Source organism: Candidatus Hydrogenedentota bacterium (genome assembly GCA_016791475.1).
Lineage (GTDB): Bacteria > Hydrogenedentota > Hydrogenedentia > Hydrogenedentales > JAEUWI01 > JAEUWI01.
Window position 1 is genome coordinate 1 of the sequence record JAEUWI010000065.1, and the last position, 18,749, is coordinate 18,749.

Annotated in this window: 14 protein-coding genes and 1 pseudogene; 1 reads left to right on the plus strand and 14 read right to left on the minus strand. The window is 62.4% G+C overall.

The genetic code is table 11. The features are described from left to right. Positions 1 to 119: 119 nt before the first annotated feature. The 14 genes from JNK74_24305 to JNK74_24370 all read right to left on the minus strand — a co-directional run bounded on the left by JNK74_24305 (position 120) and on the right by JNK74_24370 (position 16,990). Positions 120 to 1,112: a hypothetical protein gene (locus tag JNK74_24305; protein MBL7649313.1), complete on the minus strand. Its 993-nt coding sequence runs from the start codon at positions 1,110 to 1,112 to the stop codon at positions 120 to 122. Between the two features lie 15 nt (positions 1,113 to 1,127). Continuing rightward, positions 1,128 to 1,703 (minus strand): sigma-70 family RNA polymerase sigma factor, encoded by a 576-nt coding sequence (locus JNK74_24310; GenBank protein MBL7649314.1) that lies wholly within the window; start codon positions 1,701 to 1,703, stop codon positions 1,128 to 1,130. 348 nt (positions 1,704 to 2,051) lie between these two features. Continuing rightward, a complete protein-coding gene (locus JNK74_24315; GenBank protein ID MBL7649315.1) occupies positions 2,052 to 2,546 on the minus strand; it encodes a hypothetical protein in 495 nt (164 codons plus the stop codon). Then, positions 2,539 to 3,012, minus strand: coding sequence for a zf-HC2 domain-containing protein (locus JNK74_24320; protein ID MBL7649316.1), 474 nt, complete (start codon positions 3,010 to 3,012; stop codon positions 2,539 to 2,541). Before JNK74_24320 ends, JNK74_24315 begins: the two co-directional genes overlap by 8 nt. Further along, the gene (locus JNK74_24325; protein MBL7649317.1) at positions 3,005 to 3,583 is read right to left on the minus strand and encodes a sigma-70 family RNA polymerase sigma factor; all 579 of its coding nucleotides are present in this window, start codon (positions 3,581 to 3,583) and stop codon (positions 3,005 to 3,007) included. The genes JNK74_24320 and JNK74_24325 overlap by 8 nt, the downstream gene beginning before the upstream one ends. A 76-nt stretch (positions 3,584 to 3,659) precedes the next feature. Beyond that, complete coding sequence (locus JNK74_24330; GenBank protein MBL7649318.1) at positions 3,660 to 5,597, minus strand: TolC family protein; 1,938 nt, start codon at positions 5,595 to 5,597, stop codon at positions 3,660 to 3,662. A 31-nt stretch (positions 5,598 to 5,628) separates the two neighbouring features. Next, a complete protein-coding gene (locus JNK74_24335; GenBank protein ID MBL7649319.1) occupies positions 5,629 to 6,825 on the minus strand; it encodes an ABC transporter permease in 1,197 nt (398 codons plus the stop codon). A gap of 77 nt (positions 6,826 to 6,902) precedes the next feature. After that, positions 6,903 to 7,619: an ABC transporter ATP-binding protein gene (locus JNK74_24340; GenBank protein ID MBL7649320.1), complete on the minus strand. Its 717-nt coding sequence runs from the start codon at positions 7,617 to 7,619 to the stop codon at positions 6,903 to 6,905. A gap of 4 nt (positions 7,620 to 7,623) precedes the next feature. Next, complete coding sequence (locus JNK74_24345; protein MBL7649321.1) at positions 7,624 to 9,636, minus strand: efflux RND transporter periplasmic adaptor subunit; 2,013 nt, start codon at positions 9,634 to 9,636, stop codon at positions 7,624 to 7,626. A 117-nt stretch (positions 9,637 to 9,753) separates the two neighbouring features. Then, entirely contained in the window at positions 9,754 to 10,518 is a 765-nt protein-coding gene (locus JNK74_24350; protein ID MBL7649322.1) for a hypothetical protein, read from the minus strand. Positions 10,519 to 10,763: 245 nt separating this feature from the next. Beyond that, positions 10,764 to 12,101, minus strand: coding sequence for a PQQ-binding-like beta-propeller repeat protein (locus JNK74_24355; protein ID MBL7649323.1), 1,338 nt, complete (start codon positions 12,099 to 12,101; stop codon positions 10,764 to 10,766). Between the two features lie 138 nt (positions 12,102 to 12,239). Then, a complete protein-coding gene (locus JNK74_24360; GenBank protein MBL7649324.1) occupies positions 12,240 to 13,670 on the minus strand; it encodes a DUF1501 domain-containing protein in 1,431 nt (476 codons plus the stop codon). A 5-nt stretch (positions 13,671 to 13,675) separates the two neighbouring features. After that, positions 13,676 to 16,210, minus strand: coding sequence for a PSD1 domain-containing protein (locus tag JNK74_24365; protein MBL7649325.1), 2,535 nt, complete (start codon positions 16,208 to 16,210; stop codon positions 13,676 to 13,678). A 255-nt stretch (positions 16,211 to 16,465) separates the two neighbouring features. Beyond that, positions 16,466 to 16,990 (minus strand): lipocalin family protein, encoded by a 525-nt coding sequence (locus JNK74_24370; protein ID MBL7649326.1) that lies wholly within the window; start codon positions 16,988 to 16,990, stop codon positions 16,466 to 16,468. A 172-nt stretch (positions 16,991 to 17,162) separates the two neighbouring features. Here JNK74_24370 and JNK74_24375 point away from each other — a divergent pair. Further along, positions 17,163 to 18,605, plus strand: a pseudogene (locus JNK74_24375) (SDR family oxidoreductase). Positions 18,606 to 18,749: the final 144 nt, after the last annotated feature.

Sequence of the window (18,749 nt, forward strand, 5' to 3'; positions counted from 1 at the left end):
CCTCCTTTCCGAGATCCACAGTATGGGGACATTTTCAAAGAGTTAGCAGGGGGACATTTTCAAAGAGTTTCGACACGCGAAGGCAACAGACGCGCCGGGACCCGCGGTCGACCAGGAGGTCACTCCCCGGTCTCCAACCGCGCCAGCACGTCCTTCGCCATCTGGGCCGGAACTTCGTAGGGACTTTCGGCCACGGCGTGAAGCAGCGCCTTGCCTTTTGCGGGGTCGACATCACCGGCGCAATAGCCCTCGCCGAGGCGCACGTCGAGCTGCGCCACCGCCACCGGGTTGCTCAGGCGCGACCGCACGTCTTCCAGCGCGCCGAGCCCTTCGACATTGGACATGGCCACCATGGTCTCCATGGCCGCCTGGGCCACGCTCCGACCGGGATAGCGCGCCATTACCTGCTCCAGCGCGGGCATGCCGCTCTCGCCCTGCTTCATCGCGGCGTCGATCTGGTAAAGCGGCTCAAAGTTCGCTTCGCGGGCCTCTTCGAGAAGCTCGTGGCGCTCTTTTACAATTCCAGGGCTTTGTGTCCAGGCGCCCACATGTTGAATGCGTACTTTTTCGTAGGCCTCGTACGCGGCCTCGTAGCGGCGAAAGGCGCTGAACTCCAGCTCCGCGACTTCCAATTGAAGCACCCCCGCGCGATCCGCGTCGCGCTCCGACGCCAACGCCTCATTCAACACCGCCATCGCTCCCGTCGCGTTGTCGGCGGCAACGAGGCCCCGCGCTTCAGCCACCGTCGGGTCCATGGGGACCTGCATCGCAACCTCGCCCGTCGGCGCTTCCACATGACGCCCCTGGGTCAGAATGAATACACAGGAAACGAGAATCGCGGCGGACAGTCCGAGAAGATAGCGCCTCCACCCCGAGAACCACGGTGTGGCGGGCGAACGGCGCAGTTCTTCCCGAATCGCGGGAAGAAGATCGCCCTGGAAGATGGCGGGTTCGGCTGGCATCGCACCCACAAGCGCCCGCAACGAGGCCAGCTCCGCGCGACAAGAAGCACACGCCGCCAGATGGCTCTGGAGCGTATCGTTATCGGTAGCCTCCAGCGTCTCATAGAGCGACGCGGCAATGAGCCCTTCCATTTCCTCGCAATTCGTCATGCACTAAAACTCCTGTCAGGACGCTTCGTAAAGGTCCCTCAATTCATTCTGCAACTTCTTGAGGGCGCGGAAGAGGTGAACCTTCACGCTGCCCACGGTACATTCCATGCTCTCGGCAATCTCGGACAACTGCATCCCCTGATAGTGGCGCAGCAGGAAGACCTCCCGCTGCGAACGCGACAGGACCGGCAGCGCCCGCTGGATCCGCGCCTCGATCTCCCGCGCATGAACGTCGGCCTCGGTCCGGGGCGTGGCCGGCTCCACCGCAGCCCCCTCGCTGGTGGGCACAAAAGCCTCCTCCAGCGACTGCTCGGGGTAGCGCTTCTTCCGGCGGAGATGGTCGATGCCATGGTTCGTCGTCATCCGCAGGATCCACGGCAGAAAGCCGCCCGTGGGTTTCCAGGTGTCAATTTTCCGATAGACCTTGATGAAGACTTCCTGGCTCACGTCCAGGGCATCCTCCCGATTGCCCACGACGCGATACGCCACGGCGTAGACGCGCCCCTGGTATCGGGACACGATCTCGTCAAACGCCGAATCATCCCCCGACTGGAGCGCCAGAGCCAACGCCTTATCATCTAAGGACTTCAATCCATTCCTTCCACGTGAAATTCACTTGATTAACGCCGGATCGCGAAGAAAGGTTAACACGGGGCGACCGTAGCCGATTGACCGGAAATGTCGCAAATGGAACCGGCCGCAAACCTTACTCGGGGCGGCTCCGAAGTGGGGAAATCCGGGGTGACGGGACTCGGACATCGGAAGGAATCCTGGGTCTTCAAAAGATGATCGCCCACAGGTTTGGAGCGGATGTAAAGCACGGAGATCCCGCACCCCACGTCTCCATGGTACGCGATGGGGCACGGGGTGATTGTCGGGAATACCAGCCCGCCAGGGTTCAACAGACCCCAGGGTCGAGCCGGGCGCAGGCACATCGCTCTACTCGGGCTTTTTCCCCATTGGCATCATGCCGTGGTCCGGCTTGGGACCCCGCTTCTCCAGATCCTCCACGATCTTCTTGTACTTCTCCTGCTGCTCGGGATTCAGAATCGCCATCGTATCGTCCACGGCCTTCTGGTGGCGGGCGCGCCGCTCGGCATACACCGCCTCGCGTTTCGCCTCCGAAGCGCGATAGATCGCGTCAAAAGTCGCTTTCTGCTCCTCCGTAAGAATCGCGCGCACCTCGCTGTTCCGCTGGTCGTACAGCTCCCGAACCTTTGCCCGGTCGTCGCCCATGGCCTCCTTCGACCAGATGGACTCCATCTGCGCCTTCTGCTCCGGGCTCAGTTGCAACTCGTGGCTCAACCAGGACCCCTTGTCCCGCGGGGGCGGCGGTTTCTCCCCCGCCAGGGTGTAGCCCGCCCAGCCCGTCGCTATGCCCGCCGCATAGGCCAGACAAAGCGCCAGGCCCGCCAGAATCTTGAGCTTAGTCATCGCCGTACTCCCGCGCGCCGCCAGCCTGAAGGTGAATCGCATACAACGTCGCCGCCTCGGGATCCGCAAACTCGTCATCCGCCGACGGAGCCCACACCACATTTTCCTCCCACTGCGCCATCACGCTGCCTCCACCGCCGACTTCCGACTCCGTATACACCACCAGAAACAGCGAGGAAACAAAAAGGATGCTCGCCGCCGCCAGCAGGCCCAGCGCGATGCGGCGCGGGTTCTGCTCCCGCCGCTCCAGAGCCACACGGGCAAAACGCGCGCGCAATTCCGGAGCGGGATGCTCATCATACGCCGTGCGCAGCAGGTGACCGATCCCGGCAAAGTCCCGCAGGGCCCCCTGGCATTCCGCACAGCCATGGAGATGCTGCTCGAAGGCGGACGCCGCGGCGCCGTCCAATTCCCGATCATGGTAGCGCTGAACATTGTTCGATTTTATGTGGGGACAATTACTCATGGCGAGACTCCACCGGCGCGCCCACAACCGCCGGATGCGATCGGGACCGTCCCGTTTGGTACTCTTGATAACGTTCTCTAAGCATATTCCGCGCGCGAAACAACCGCGATTCCACCGTGCCCCGGGGAATCGACAGCGCCTCCGCGATCTCGTCATAGGACATACCCTGCAGCTCCCGCAGCACCAGCACCGTCCGGTGCTCCGCCGACAGACTATCCAGCATGGCATGCACATCCAGCCGCCGTTCATCACGGAGGCCCGTACCGACCGCCGCCGCGGTCTCATCCAGCGCTTCCGTAGCCCGAAGGCGGTGGTAGCGGCGATTTCGGCTCGCCTGGCGGATGAGGATGGCCCCAAGCCAGGTTCGCACGGACGAACGCCCTTCGAAGCGACCCACACCTTCCAGCGCGGCTACAAAAGTGTCCTGCATCAGGTCCTCCGCGTCGGATCGACGGTGGCCGAGGGACAGCGCCAGCCGGTACACGTCGCGCGCATACCGGGTAAAGAGGCTGCCGAAGGCGTCAACATTGCCCGCGGCGGCCTGCGCTGCCAATTCGTCATCGTCCAACAAAGATTCGCCCTCGTGCGGCGTTCCGCGTCCGCGGAAGCCCGGCGTTTGCCCTGAACAGTAACATTCATGATTCCAATCACGGCGTGGCCGCGCCCTCCTCCACCGGCGCGGAGCCAGCTTCGGCGGGTGCCGCTTCGGGCGTGGTCGGCGCGGCCTCGGGCGCGGCAGCGCCCTCCACCACGACCTCGGAACCCGGCCCGTCCTTCACTTCTTCCCAGTTGCCGTCTTCCTTAATATACAGGATACCCATATCCCGCCAGAATTCAAGGCGGGCGATGGTGTGGGCGATGAGCGCGCTGGTCAGGTCGTTCTGGGCGCTGGTCAGGTCGTTCTGAGCGTCCACCAGGTTGATGGCCGTGCCCTGGCCCAACTCCGCGAGCAGCTCCTGTTCGCGCACGCGCCGTTTACCCAATTCTATACTTTTTTGCGCGATCTCAAACTCCAGCTTCGCCTGCTCCAACGTCCGTCGACCGGAACGCACATCCAGCTTGATGGTGTCCTCCGCCAGTGTGAAGGCCCGCACTGTCCGCTCCTGCGCAATCAGCGATTCCCGCAGGGCGTTGCGTTCCGCCTTGCGATCCAGCGGCAAATCCAGGTTCAAACCCGCCGACCAGTCCGCCGACCGAAAGTCCAGCCGCTGAAAGTTGTCCTGGCCGATGGAATCGACGTCCGCCGCGAGCACCAGGTCGAGTCCCGGCTTAAGGGCGTTTGCCGCGACTTTGACCTTACGCGCGCTGTCTTCCACCTGGTCCCGGGAGTTCAGATAGTCGAGCCGGGAAACCAGCGCCACCTGGATGGCCTCGTCATCCGTGATCGCCGGATGGAGAATTCCGCGCTCACCCAGTTCATGAAGCTCGTTGTCGTCCAGCACCAGCTTCACGTCGGTGGGGAGTCCCAGATCGATCTTGAACTGATCCAGCGCCTGCTGGTAACTCTGCACCGAAGCCACCCAGCGGCCCCGGTTGTCCAGCGATGCCTCTTCAAGGCGGCCCAGGTTTTCCTGGGTGGATCGTCCCTCGCGCGCGAGCGCGCCTTCCCGTTTCACACTCACCAGGAAGCTCTGGTAACTCTGCCACGTATTCCGGGCAATATCCTTGCGCTGGAGCACGTTGTAATAACTGTTCACGGTGCGGACGATGAAGTCTTTGCGGAATTGGGTGAAGTCCCGAATCGCATAAAGCACATCGCGCTCGGCCTGGGTCAGGCTCTCGGCCGCAATATCGCGGCCCGCACCCTCCAGCAGCGGCTGGGTGAAGGAAGCGGCCAGCGTGGAGGCCGTTGCAGTGCCGGGGTCACCCGTGACAAAGCGAAGGAAGTTTGAAGTGAGTGTCAAGGCAAAAAGTCCGCCGCCCTTGAGCAACTGACTGACCCCGATTCGGGTCTGTCCCGAAACACTGCGCTCATGATCGATAATCGTCTGCGCTTCGTCGGCACCCGTTACCGCTCCCGCGCTTTCCACGAGATCGGCATACGCCGTAATCAAATCTGCAGGGGTACCGGTAAGGGCATCGATGGCGCTCGCGACACTCCGCGCATTGGCCACGTGCTCCGTGAGGTCCGAGGGCCCTGTACCCACCGTCGTGTCGCGCGCATAGTCCCCCGAGGCCGTGGCCGAGAAGCGCGGGCCGAACTGGTGCCGGTTCAGCGAGAGATCCAGGGCTGTGAGGTACAGCAATTCCTTCTCATTCTGGTAGGTGCGGCTGTTGCGCACCGCAATCTCCAGCGCCTTCTCCAGCGGCAGCACGGGGTATCCCGTTTCCGGGGGCAACTCCGGCGGCCCCATCGGTCGGCCCGCATCCTCCAGAACCGGCAGGCCCGCCAGGGGCTCCCAGGCCTTGTCCGTATCAATGCTGAACTCGGGTTCCATATTGGGAACGCCCGCCGACTTCTGCCCGAGGATGCCGTAAGCTTCTTTGTCCGCCGCCTCCTTGTAGTGGCTGGTGGCGCAGCCGGCGTGGAGCATGCTGGAAACCATCAGCAGACAGACGGCGCGGGATAGGGTGGATCGCGTCAACTTCGAGGTCCTTTTCAAACTATCGAGAGATCTATTCATGGCGGAGGGCCGATATGGGGTCAAGGTTGGCGGCGCGAATGGCCGGATAGAGGCCGAACACAATGCCGATGGCCACGCTGATGCCGGCCGATAGCACCAGGCTGCTCATGGTTACAATCGTGGGCATGCCCGCGAAATAGGTCACGCCCCAGGGAATCAGAAAGCCGATGATAATTCCAATCAAGCCACCGGCTACGGACAACACGACCGTTTCGATGAGGAATTGCAGGATAATCTGGGCGCGCCGCGCGCCGATGGCCCGCCGCACGCCAATCTCCCGGGTGCGCTCCGTAACCGAAGCGAGCATGATATTCATAATGCCGATGCCGCCCACCAGCAGACTGATCGCGGCAATAGAACCGAGGACGATATTGAACGTGCGCTTGGTCGCTTCCGCCTGGCGAAGAAGCGTCAGCGGAACGCTCATCGTGAAGTCCTTCTTCGTGTGGAAGCGGGTCAGCATGGTCTCCAGCGCCTTGGCCGTGCCCTCCACCTCCTCGTTGGTCCGCACCGACACGATCATTTGATGGAGTTCGACGACTTCGCGCTGGAAACTGCCCGTGGACATGACCGTCACCATGTCGCCGAATCGGCCTTTTGCGACCGAAATGGGGATGTAGGCGTCCACGTTTTCGTCCAGTGACTGGATGTCGCCCGAAGCGGCGCCTTCACTCTCCACGATGCCGATCACTTCGAAATACTCTCCGCCCAGCCGCAGCGACTGGCCGATCGTGTTCTTCGTGGCCAGCAGACGCCGCGCACCATACTCGGTGAGCACCGCCACATTGGCGAAATCGTCATTATCACGCGCCGTCATGCTACGCCCCGCGAGCAGAGGACGCTGGACCAGGTCGAACCAGAGCGGCGACGTACCCACCAGGCGCAATTCGAGGGACTTGTCATTAAGTCGCCCTTCCTTGCGAAGTGATTTAACCGGCACCACGGCGGTGACCGCCTCAAAAGTCCGCTTCACGCGCTCCACATCGCTGTAGAGCAACCCGTAGATGCTGGCGCTGCGCGAGCTGCGGTTGTTCTGGCTGCTTTCCGCCTCTTCGATAGGCTTTACCGAGTTCACGATGATGTTCGTGCTGCCCAGCTTCTTGATGTCGTCCAGCGCCTTGGCGGATGCGCCTTCACCGATGGATAACATGGCGATCACGCTCGCCACACCGAAGACCATGCCCAGCATGGTGAGGAAGGAGCGCAATTTGTGGAGCAGCAGGTTTTTTACGCCCAGCACGATGTTCTGATAGAGGTAAAGCTTGTTCATCGGCGGAGGGTCTTTACGTCTTCCACGTTGCCGTCTTTCATATGGACCACCACCTTGGCGTGGGCGGCGATATCCGGCTCGTGGGTCACCATGATCAGTGTCTTCCCCGCCTCGTTCAGGTTCGTGAGAATTTCCATCACCTGCGCGCCCGTCTTCGAATCCAGGTTACCCGTGGGCTCGTCCGCCAGGATCAGCGAGGGGTTGTTTGCCAGCGCGCGGGCAATCGCCACGCGCTGCATCTGGCCACCGCTCAACTCGGTCGGTCGATGGTCCAGCCGCTCTTCCAGGCCCACTTCCTTCGCATAGTGCTCCGCGATCTCGGCACGCTCCAGCGGATCCTTCTGCTGATAGAAGAGGGGCAGGGCGATATTTTCCCGCACCGTGAGCTGCGGAATCAGATTGAAACTCTGAAAGATGAACCCGATGTACTTCAGGCGCAGGTCGCTCAGCTCGTTGTCGTCCAGCGACCCCACGTTCCGGCCTTCGAGGGTATAGGTGCCGGTCGTGGGCCGATCCAGGCAGCCGATCAGGTTGAGCATGGTGCTCTTCCCGCTGCCGCTGGATCCCATGATCGCATAGAAACCACGACGGTCAAAGTGCAGATCGACGCCGTCCAGCGCCCTGACCACGTTGTTACCCATGACGTAGTGCTTGGTCACCCGATCGAGCGTGATGATCGCCTCGCCCGGCTCGGTCGCAACGGCCGCCTCCATCAAACTACTGGGATTGGCTGTCACGATTAGCCCTTTCCTGACGACGCTTTTCCCACGCCTCCCGCTCTTCGGGGCTCATGTTCTTCATGCGCTCTTCGCGCATTTTCTCGCGCTCTTCCGGCGTCATGTTCTGGAAGCGCTCGCGCATCTTGGCGCGCTCTTCGTCGGACATGTCGGCGCCCCATCCACCGCCGCCACCCTCGCCGCGGCCACCACCGGGGCCGGCGCCCGGAGCGCCACCGGGACCCGCGCCGCCGCCCGGACCCTCGCCACCGCGGCCACCCGGAGGGACAATTCCGCCATCGGCGGCCGGGGCCGGCGCACCCGACGGAGCACCCGCCGCTTCCGGAGCCGCAGCCGGCGCCGCGCCTTCGGCGGGCTTTCCGCCTTCGCCGCCGCCACCGCGACGGCCCTCGCCTCCGCCCTCACCGCCGCGAGGCGCGCCATTGCCCGCGGGCGCCGCAACCTCACGGGCGCCGATGAACTTGCCATCGTCACTGGCCGCATCTTCGGCGCTTTCAATAGCCACGGCGGCAATATCCAGCGGCGGCGTCATCAACACGTTCTCGCCCGGCTTCAGGCCGGACGCGATCTGAAGCATTCGATTGTTGTCCAGACCGATCTCCACTTCGCGCTCTTCGTAATCGCCCTCGCCCTTGCTGATGAAGGCCGTCGGCTTCCCTTTGACCATGAACACGGACTGGACCGGCACATAGGTCGCCTTGTCAAAACGCGCCACCATAATCTCCGCCTCGCACGTCATTCCCGTGCGCAACGTCGCCGTGGCGCCGTCGATATCGATCTGCGTCACGTATTCCTTCAAATCGGGGTTCATGAATGAACTCTGCGCATCGGGCAACGGGGCAATGCGCGTGATGTGACCCTCAAAGGTCGCGCCATTCAGCGCCTCGACGGTAATGCGCACGCCCATGCCCGCCTTGATCTTGTTCAGGTTGGACTCGTGCACCCGTACTTCCGCCGTCATTTCGTTGGCCGTGGGCAGATAAATCAATTCCTGGCGCTCGCGGACGGTCTGCCCTTCGTCCAGCGGCTCGTTGCGGCTGCGCCAGCCACCACCCTCGGCCGTTGTCGCGTGGATCACCAGACCGCCCGTCGGCGCGTAGATCTTCGCCTTCTTGATCTGTTCATCCAGCTTCGCCAGTTTGTCTTTCTGCCGCGAAAACTCCGATTCACCCGCGCGCAACTTCGCTTCCGCCTGCACCACGTCGGCGCCCGCCTTCAGCTCGGCGCGGCGCAGCGCCCGATCGGCCTCCTCAATCGCGCTCTGCAATTCCGTCATCTGCCGCTTGTAGGTATACTCCTTCAAAAGATTCAAAGAAGACTGGGCCAGTTCCAGATCAAGCTGGGCCCGCTCCGCGAGCGCCTTGTCCTCGTCAAATTCGATGGAGGTAAGAAAGCCTTCGTCCAGCAGACGCTGGGAGCCCTGGAGCTGCTCTTTCGTCCGGCTTTCCTCCGATAGCGCCAGCGCGATCTTCGCCTCCGCCTCCTTGATAAGCATGGGGTAGTCGCCCTCCACGTACTTCTTCAAGTCTTCCTGGGCAAACTGGGCCGCAAGTTTAGCCGCGGAAACATCGCTCTCCGCCTGATTCTTCACCACCTCCAGGTTCTCGCGATCGCTGATGAACGTCGCTTCGGAATTCTGCACCTGGATCAACTGGTCCACCCGGTTGTCCACAAGCTGGCTCGCGTCCAGCTCCACCAGCAGGTCGCCCTCCTTCACCACCGTGCCCTCCTCGATCAGGAAAATAATCTGCGCCTGCCCCTCCACCTCGTTCTTCAGGATTATCTGGTCTTTCGCCTTGATCGTCCCGGACTCCGTCACACTGATCGTCAGCGGACCCTCCCGCACCGTGAACACCTCGGACTTCTTCACCGAACCTTCGGCCGTGTCGTAGCGCTGACCCAGCACCACGTAGAGAAGGGAAAGAAACACGGCGGCACCCAGAACGATGCCCGCCGTCCGCCGGTTTTTGCCTTGAAGCAGAGGGGATCTCACAGTACATGCACCTCGTCGATGTTTTTGCCCGAAGACCCCGGGTGTCTCGGGCGACACCCGGGGTTTCAGGGCCGTCTCAATATCAGGAACGATCCATTCGAACTTACGTCTCGTCAATTACTGCGCTGCGGGGGGCGCGCCAGCGCCGGGGCCGCCTTCGGGTCCGCCTTCGCCGCGGCGTTCACGACCGCCGCCGCGCGGGCCGCGCGAGGTCTTCTCGGTCCATTCCGCCTTCTGGGCATCGCTCAGCAGCGGGGCAATCGCGTCGTCCAGGGTCTTCTTCGCCGCGCCCATAGCCGTGCGCATCCCGTCGAAATTACCGGCGCCCGCGTTGTCCTCCCGGGCTTTCACCGACGCCTTAACATAGGCCACCGTGTGGCCCAGCGCTTCCGCCTGTTTCGCCTCTTCAAGACCAAAGCCCAGAATCACGGCCACCAGACGATCCCACTGGCGCGCGTTGCCGCCCAGAATCGACGCCGCTTCCTTCGCCTGCGCCTCATCGAGGAAGGCCTTGAAAGACTCCTGCATCTTGGCCCGGTTTTCTTCCTGCGCCTTCAACATCGCCTCCCAGTCGCCCCGACCGCCGCCGCCCTCGGGACGGTTCGCTGCAGCGGCCTTCCGCGCCGCCGAATACGCTTCCGCAAGCTTGCCCGACTTCTCCGCATCCAGCTTCAGCGAAGACGCCACCGCCTGCGCCTCGGCCGCTTCCACTTTCGCCATTACTTCCGGCGACATTCCACCGCCGGGGCCACCGGGGCCACCGCCGCCAGGGCCACCACCCGGCTGAGCCATGGCGGAAATTCCAGCCACCGTAACAGCGAGAGCGCCAATCACGAGGCCGCGAAACAATGCGCGGTTACGGGTCAATACACGTTCAGACATGGTTTCAATCTCCTTGGCCGCCCACACAGGCGGCATTTGAACTCGTTTGCGCCAACACCGCACCATTCCGGGTGTCTGAAAGGCTTAGTACCCCGAGCCCCCGAAAAACTTCCCCACCAATCAAGAATTAATTCAACGCACCCTGAACGATACCTTCAAACCGATATAGAACAATGACTTACCAACAAGGTCGACTCGGTCCACCCGTTGTCAACTGTCAACTATCAACTATCAACTGTCAACTATCAACTGCCGCCCCCAATGGCGTACAACCGCGACGCGGTCCGCAACAGCAGGCGATCCGGCGTCAGCGCGGGTGTGGCCATGCCCATGTCGTTCTCATCGAGCACGTTGGAGGCCACGATCTCGAAGGCATCCCCCGCCTTGAACGCGTGGGTCACCCCGTCCTCGTTGAGACAGAAAATCAGGCCATTGGTCGCCCAGGGCGACGCCGTGTAGCCCGCCCCCTTGGGCAACTCCGCTTTTTCGTAGATGGGCGTGCCGTCTTTGGCGTTGTAGCAACTTACGGTTCCCCGGTCGTAGAGGACATAGAGTCGATCCCGATATACCAGGGTCGTCGGATTGTAGGGCGCGGCTAGATTATGGCTCCAGGCGATGAATTCGTTTGTGGTCTGTCCCTCCGCCAGAGCTATATCGCCCGACGCACCGGGCCGGATGGCGTAGATGGGGCGGTGATTTTTGTCGCCCACATAGCCCGAGCTGATGTAGAGCAGATCCCCATCAGCGTAGGGTGTTGCAATCGTGATGGAAGACATGCCCGTCAGGGACCAGAGCAGTTTACCCTCCAAATCGTAGGAGCGCACGGCATCAGAGCCGGGTGTCACGATCTCGCTGCGCACACTGTTCTTCCAGATGTACGGCGTGGACCAGTTGCTGCCCTCTTCCCGGGCGACGCGCCAGATTTCGTCCCCGGTCTTCTTGTCCAGCGCGAGGAGATAGGACGCTTCCTCGTTGTCATTGATTAGGTAAAGTCGATCGCCGTCCACGATCGGCGATGCCGCCGTTCCCCAGCTATAGGCCATCTTCTGTGGCGCGATTCGCTTGTCCCACACGGGATTCCCCGCAAGATCAAAACAGAAGAAACCCACCCCGCCGAAATAGGCGTAGAGCCGCTCGCCGTCGGTCACGGGCGTCTCGGAAGCGTAACTGTTTTTGAGATGACGCGGCGCATCGGGCTTGCCCTCGTGCACCTGCCGCTCCCACTGGAGCGCGCCGGTGGTGAGATCGAGGGCGTACACCTTCCACTGGTGAATCAAATCCGGCGCGTCCTTCCGGTCGCCGCCGAAATAGAGGCCTTTCTTAGGCTCCTCGGTTGGCCCCAGGCTTACCACGCTCGTAAGGAATACCTGGTTGCCCCACACGACCGGCGAAGACCAGCCCCGACCGGGGATGTCGGCCTTCCACGCCACATTCTCCGTCGCCGACCACGTCGTCGGCAGTTTTTCACTGTCCAGCACACCGCGAGAATCCGCCCCGCGAAACTGGGGCCAGTTCTGGGCGTGGGACGTAAAGGTCACCACGGCGGTAACGGCAAATAGTACACTGGTAGTTGAAACTCTCATTGGTGCTCCCTCTTCCCGCGTGCGTTCACACCCGGCGAGTAATTTCTGATTTCCGTGCCCTACAAATCAGACGGATCGGACGGATCAGACCGATCGGATCGGCCCGATCAGTCTGATCCGTCCGATTCTTTCCGCCCCTTACGCCAACACCTGCGTCACCACATTGCCCGCCACATCCGTCAGCCGGTAATTACGACCCTGATGTCGATAGGTAAGTTTCGTGTGATCCACTCCGAGACAATGCAGAATCGTCGCCTGCAAATCATGCACATGGATCGGATCGCGCACAACCTGATAGCCCAGTTCGTCCGTCTCGCCGATGATTGCGCCGCTCTTGACGCCGCCGCCCGCCATCCACATGCTGAAAGAGAAGGGATGGTGATCCCGGCCTTCCTTGCCCGGCGTATTACCGCGTCGCACCTCGTTCATGGGCGTTCGGCCGAACTCGCCACCCCAGATCACCAACGTCTCGTCCAGCATGCCCCGCTGCTTCAGATCTCGGATGAGCGCTGCGCAGGGTTGGTCCGTCATATCGCAATTAATCTTCAGGTTGACGTTTAGATCAGAATGATCGTCCCACGTCGAGTGGTACAACTGTACAAAGCGCACGCCCTTCTCCACCATGCGCCGCGCGAGAAGACAGTTCGTCCCGAAGGGCCGCGTGGTTTCGTTTTCCACGCCATACAGGGCTCGGGTCGCCTCGGACTCCGTGGAGAAATCGAGGAGATCCGGCGCGGAGAGCTGCATGCGGAAGGCCATTTCGTAGGCCGCAACGCGCGACGCAATTTCCGCGTCGCCGGTCTCGGCGTGGTGCATCCGGTTCAGATCGCCTATGGCATCCAGGCGCGCGCGCTGGGTCTCCCGAGTCACTCCGGCGGGGTTCGACAGGTACAGCACCGGCTCGCCCACATTGCGAAAATTCACGCCGCGATATTCCGAAGGGAGGAAGCCATTGGCCCAGTTGGCCGAGCCGCCGTCGATGCCCTTGCCGGAGTCGGAGGTAAGCACGATAAATCCGGGCAGATCCCGGCATTCACTGCCAAGCCCGTAACTCACCCAGGAACCCATGGAAGGAAAGCCGAAGCGCGGCACGCCGCAGTTCATGATGAGCTGGGCCGGATCGTGGTTACTCACATCGGTGTGCATGGAGTGAATCATGCACAGCTCGTCCGCCACCGTGGCGGTGTGGGGCAGGTAGTCGGAAAACTCCATGCCGCTCGCGCCATACTTTGAAAAGGTTCTTGGGCTTGCGAAGACCGACGCTGTGCTCTTGATCAACGGGTCGTTCAGCGAGGCCAGCATCTCGGCGGGAACGGGTGTACCGTGGTACTTCGCCATCACCGGCTTGTGCGACACCAGATCGAGTTGGGACGGCGCGCCCGCCATGAACAGAAAGATGACGTTCTTCGCCCGGGGCGCAAGGTGGCGCAGGGCAGCCGGGGGCTGGGCCTCGCCGGCGCGCCCTTCGGCCGCGAGCAACTGGTGCAGCGCGATACTGCCCAGTCCGCAGGCGGAATGCTGCAGGAAGCGGCGGCGGCTCTGAATCGCGTTGAAGTCGTGATGTTCCATGGCCTTTATTCCCGGGTGATGAATTCATCGAGGTTGAGCACCACGCTGGCCGCAATGACCCACGCCGCGCCTTCGGGTGTCCTCGGTACGTCTTCCCGCGCGCCGACCACTGGGCCGACGGCCTCGGGCTCCTGAGAAAAGCGTGCGGACTGTTCGTCCAGCAAGGCCAGCAACCGCTCCTGCTCGGCGGGCGAAGGCGAACGACCTACGCTCGTGGCAAAGAGTTGCGCGATGCGCCCCGCGCTGTCCTTCGAGCCCACCAGCACACGCCCGGCCAGGGCCTGGGCCGCCTCGAAGAAGGTTGGATCGTTCAGCAGATTCAGCGCCTGAAGCGGTGTGTTGGAACGTTCACGGCGCGTACACGCGCGGTTTACATCGGGATAGTCGAAGTTCACCAACTGCCCGAAGGGCGATGTGCGCTGAATGAAGGTGTAGAGGGCGCGGCGGTAGCGATTCGGGCCTTCGTCCGCCACCCACGTATTGTCGAAGCCCTGCTCCGTCACGCTGTCGGGCTGGGGCGGACGCACACTGGGTCCGCCCATCGTCGGATTGAGCAGGCCGCTCGTGGCCAGCGCCGCATCGCGCACCTGCTCCGCCCCCAGACGCAGCCGGTTCTGCCGCGCGAGCAACACATTGCCCGGATCGCGATCCGCAAGCTCGTGTCGCGCATCGGAGCTCTGGCGATAGGTGGAGGAGCATACGATGGTCCTGATCAGTCCTTTGATGCTCCAGCCCTGCCGCTGAAATTCGATGGCCAGCCAGTCGAGCAGATCAGGATGGCTCGGCAGTGCGCCGCGCACGCCGAAATCGCCGGCGGTGGTCACGATACCCTTTCCAAAGAGTTCCTGCCAGATCCGATTCACCGTAACCCGCGCGGTGAGGGGATTCTCCGGGGCCACCAGCCATCGGGCCAGATCGAGGCGATCGGGAGCATCCGTTCCCATGGCATGAAGAGCGCCGGGTGTTCCGGGCGTCACCGGATCGCCCGGCACGCGAAAATCACCGCGGACGAACATATGATTCGGTCGCGTCACTCGGCTTACCCGCATGGACTGCGCCCGGCTCATTCTGGGCAGTCCCTTCTTAAGTTCCTCGATCTGCTTCGCCAGTTCCGGCACTTTCAATGCGATAAAGCGGTCCGGATTCACCAAATCCCCCCGGGCGAAGAAATAGTCCTGCAGGCGAAACTTCTCGTCCGTCGTGCGCTGTGCTACGGGCGTCTGCACGATGGAACAACCTTCCAACTGCCCTTCGCCCTCGCCGTTGCCATCGCCCTGTCCCCAGATCAGGCCCAGCACTTCCCACTGACGATCCCAGCGCGCATCGGGTCCGCCGGGATTCGCCGCCGCCCACAACATCTTCGCCTCCCACTCGGCCTGCAGGGCCTCCAGCTCCGCCGCCACCGGCGCCAGCAGGGCCTCGCGCTTCGCCACATAGTCCGGCCACGCCGCCGCCATCGCCTCCGCCTCGTCGGCCAGCGGCGCGTCGATATTCACTTCTTCGGCGTTGTTGAAAAACGAGTAGAGCTGGAAAAACTCCCTCTGCGAGACGGCATCATATTTATGATCATGGCACTGGGCGCACTCCACCGTGAGCCCGAGCCAGATGGTACCCAGGTTCTTCGTCCGATCGATCACCTGGAGCGTTCGAAACTCTTCCAGATCGGCGCCGCCCTCGCGATTGCTCAAGGTATTGCGCAGGAAGCCGGTGGCAATGCGCTGGTCGACCGTGGCCTCGGGCAAGAGATCGCCCGCAAGTTGCTCGATGGTGAATTGATCGAAAGGGAGATCCCGATTGAAGGCCCCCACCACCCACTCGCGGTAGCGCCATGCGGTCAGGCGCAGAAAATCGGAAAGATAGCCGTCGCTGTCACCGTACATGGCCAAGTCCAGCCACCAGCGCCCCCACTTCTCACCATAGTGGGGCGAGGCCAGCAATTCGTCCACCAGCCGCTCATAGGCGTCGGGACGGTTGTCCAACACAAAGCGATCCACGGCGGCGGGCTCCGGCGGCAATCCCGTAATATCGAAGTAAAGCCGGCGCACGAGGGTGCGACGCTCCGCTTCGGGCGACGGCTGAATCCCCTCGGCTTCGAGTCGGGCGAGAATGTGCGCGTCGATGGGACCACGAATCCACGAGGCCAGGGCGGCGGGCGGCGGTGTGGCCTCCACCGGCGGCGTGTAGGCCCAATGCCCCTCCCAGGTTGCCCCGGCATCGATCCACGTTCCGATGATTTCAATCTGTGCCGGAGTCAGGGACTTCCCCGAGTCCGCCGGCGGCATCCGATCATCATCTGTCGCCGTAATGTGTTGGTAGATTGCGCTGGAGCCGCGATCCGCTCCGAGCACCGCCTTCGCGCCGGCTTCCGTGTCCAGACGAAGATCCGCCTTTCGGGAAACGCGGTCCGCCCCGTGGCAGTTGAAGCAGTTTTCCGCGAGGATGGGCAGGATATCCCGGGAGTACCGGACAGTTTCGGCGTTTGCGCAGAGGGCCATTACTGCGGACAGGAGCGCAGCAGACCTATATCTGTAGATACCCATGCAATCGCACCTCGAACTCAAAACCGCCTGTTCCGCTGTCACGCACCTCGCGCAGCGGAGTGGAATGCCAGTATAGGGCGGTACCCACGTGGGTTCAAGAGAGACCGAGCGCGTCGGACCCGCCCAGGTCCGGGCGACCCACCGAACATTACAAAGAGTCCGTGCCCATCCGTGAGATCCGTGGTCAGAATTTTTTCTACCACGGATCACACGGATGGGCACGGATGCAATGCACGTTCGCGCGTGTCGTTGCGATTACTCCGCCACGTCTTGCTCCACAAAAATAAGGTCGTCCACATTAAAACCGCTCTCCTCTGCCTGGAGCAGCAAGGCATCAATCGTCTCTTGATCGAGTTGGGGCGTGCGCGAAAGGATCCAGAGGAAGTCGTAGCTCGGCCCGCAGACCATCGCATACTGGTAGTTTTCCTTATCCAGCGCGATGATGTTATAGCCGCCAAAGAAGGGGCCGAAGAAGGATACCTTCAGGCTGCCCACCGTCGGGTCGCCCTGAAACAGGGCCTTGCCCACGATGGTGTCTTCGCTGCCGTCTTCCTTCACACCGAAATTCTCCACCCGCACGCTGCCGTCGTCCTGCAGGGTGTAGGTCGCCGTCACCTGGCTCAGGCCCCGCTCGAAGGAATGGTCGAGACGGTAGATTTCATACCACTTGCCCATGTAGCGATCTACTTCGAAGCCATTGACGGGCTCCAGGTCGCCCGGCAGTCCAAGACAGCCCGCAAAAGAGATGGTGCTGAGAACCGCAAGCAGGAAATTTCGCATCGTGTACCGCCTTATCATTTTTCGCGTATTTCGAAACGCGATGGTTGCTAAAAGTTTCAAATTCACGTAGACTAAGTATAACCATCTGTCTATACTTTGTCAAAATTTAAATCTCGCAATCTTAGACAGGATCGCTGTGTCTGAATCGACTTGTTCAACTTTAGTACCCACCGTGCTGCTTACCGGCGCATCCGGCTATATTGGCGGACGCCTCGCTCGCCGTTTCATGGCCGCCGGTGTGCCCCTGCGCTGCATGGGACGCCATGCCGACACGCTGGCGAAGCGCCTCGGTCCCGGCGCGGACGTGGTGCAAGCCGATGTGGCCCGGCGTGAAGGGCTCGACGGGGCCCTCGCCGGTATCAAGACCGCCTATTACCTGATCCACGCCCTGGATGAACGGGGCGACTTCGAGTCGGTGGAGCTCGCGGGCGCCCGCAACTTTGCCGAGGCGGCCCGCGCGGCGGGTGTGGAGCGGATCATCTACCTCGGCGGCCTGGGCGCGGGGGGCGACACGACCTCCGCCCACATGCGAAGCCGAGAAGCCGTGGGAGAAGCCCTGCGGGCCTCCGGCATCCCAACCATCGAATTCCGCGCATCCGTGGTCATCGGCGGCGGCAGTCTTTCCTTCGAGATGATCCGCGCCCTCGTTCGCCGTCTGCCCATCATGGTCGCGCCCACCTGGGTGCGGATGGAGGCCCAGCCCATCGCCATCGACGACGTGCTGGCCTATCTGGACGAAGCCCGCACCCTCCCCGTGGACGGTCACCGCATTTATGAAATCGGCGGCGCGGACGTCCTGTCCTATCAGGATCTGATGCTGGCCTATGCGAAGTCCCAGAGGCTGACGCGACGCATCATCAATGTGCCCTTCCTGACACCGTGGCTCTCCAGCCTCTGGCTCGCGCTGGTAACGCCTCTTCTCGCACGAGTTGGCCGGAAACTCATCGAAAGCATTTGTGTGGCGAGTGTGGTTCGCGATGACCGTGCGCTGGCCGACTTCTCCGTTCGGCCCATGGGGATTGACGAGGCCATCGCACGGGCGGACCGGGAAGAGAAAGAAGCCCGGCTCGCGACCCGTTGGACCGATGCGGCGTCCGCGTCCGGACCAACCGCCCAACATGAGGGCAAGCGTTTCGGCGCGCGAATCATCGATGAACGCATCGAGCGCACGTCGTCCCCACCCGCGCACGCCTTCCTCCCTGTCCAGCGCATCGGCGGCGAGACCGGCTGGTATTACGGCACGCCGCTGTGGCAACTCCGCGGCCTCATTGACAAGGTCCTCGGCGGCGTGGGGCTAGGCCGGGGCCGACGTCATCCTGAGGAGCTCCTTGTGGGCGACACGGTGGACTGGTGGCGCGTGGAGGCCATCGAGCCCGGCGCACTGCTTATCCTTCGGGCCGAGATGCGCCTCCCCGGCCGTGCCTGGCTCCGCTTCGATGTGTACCCCGCCGAAGACGGCAACGGCTCGGTGATCCGCCAGACGGCCATCTTCGACCCCGACGGCATACCGGGGCTCCTCTACTGGTATGCCCTCTACCCCATCCACGAATTCATCTTCGCGGGCATGTGCCGGAATATCGCGCGGGCGGCGAATCGCATCGGACCAGCGGAATAAAGGGTCCCGGACCGAATGCTGGAATCGGCGGTACGCGAAAATTGCGTGGCGAACTCTTTGGGGCGCATCATATTCCTGTAGTTTTCTCGTTGCACTCCTGATCGCGGCCCTGCTGCGCGCCGCGAGAGGGGTCCGGGAATCATA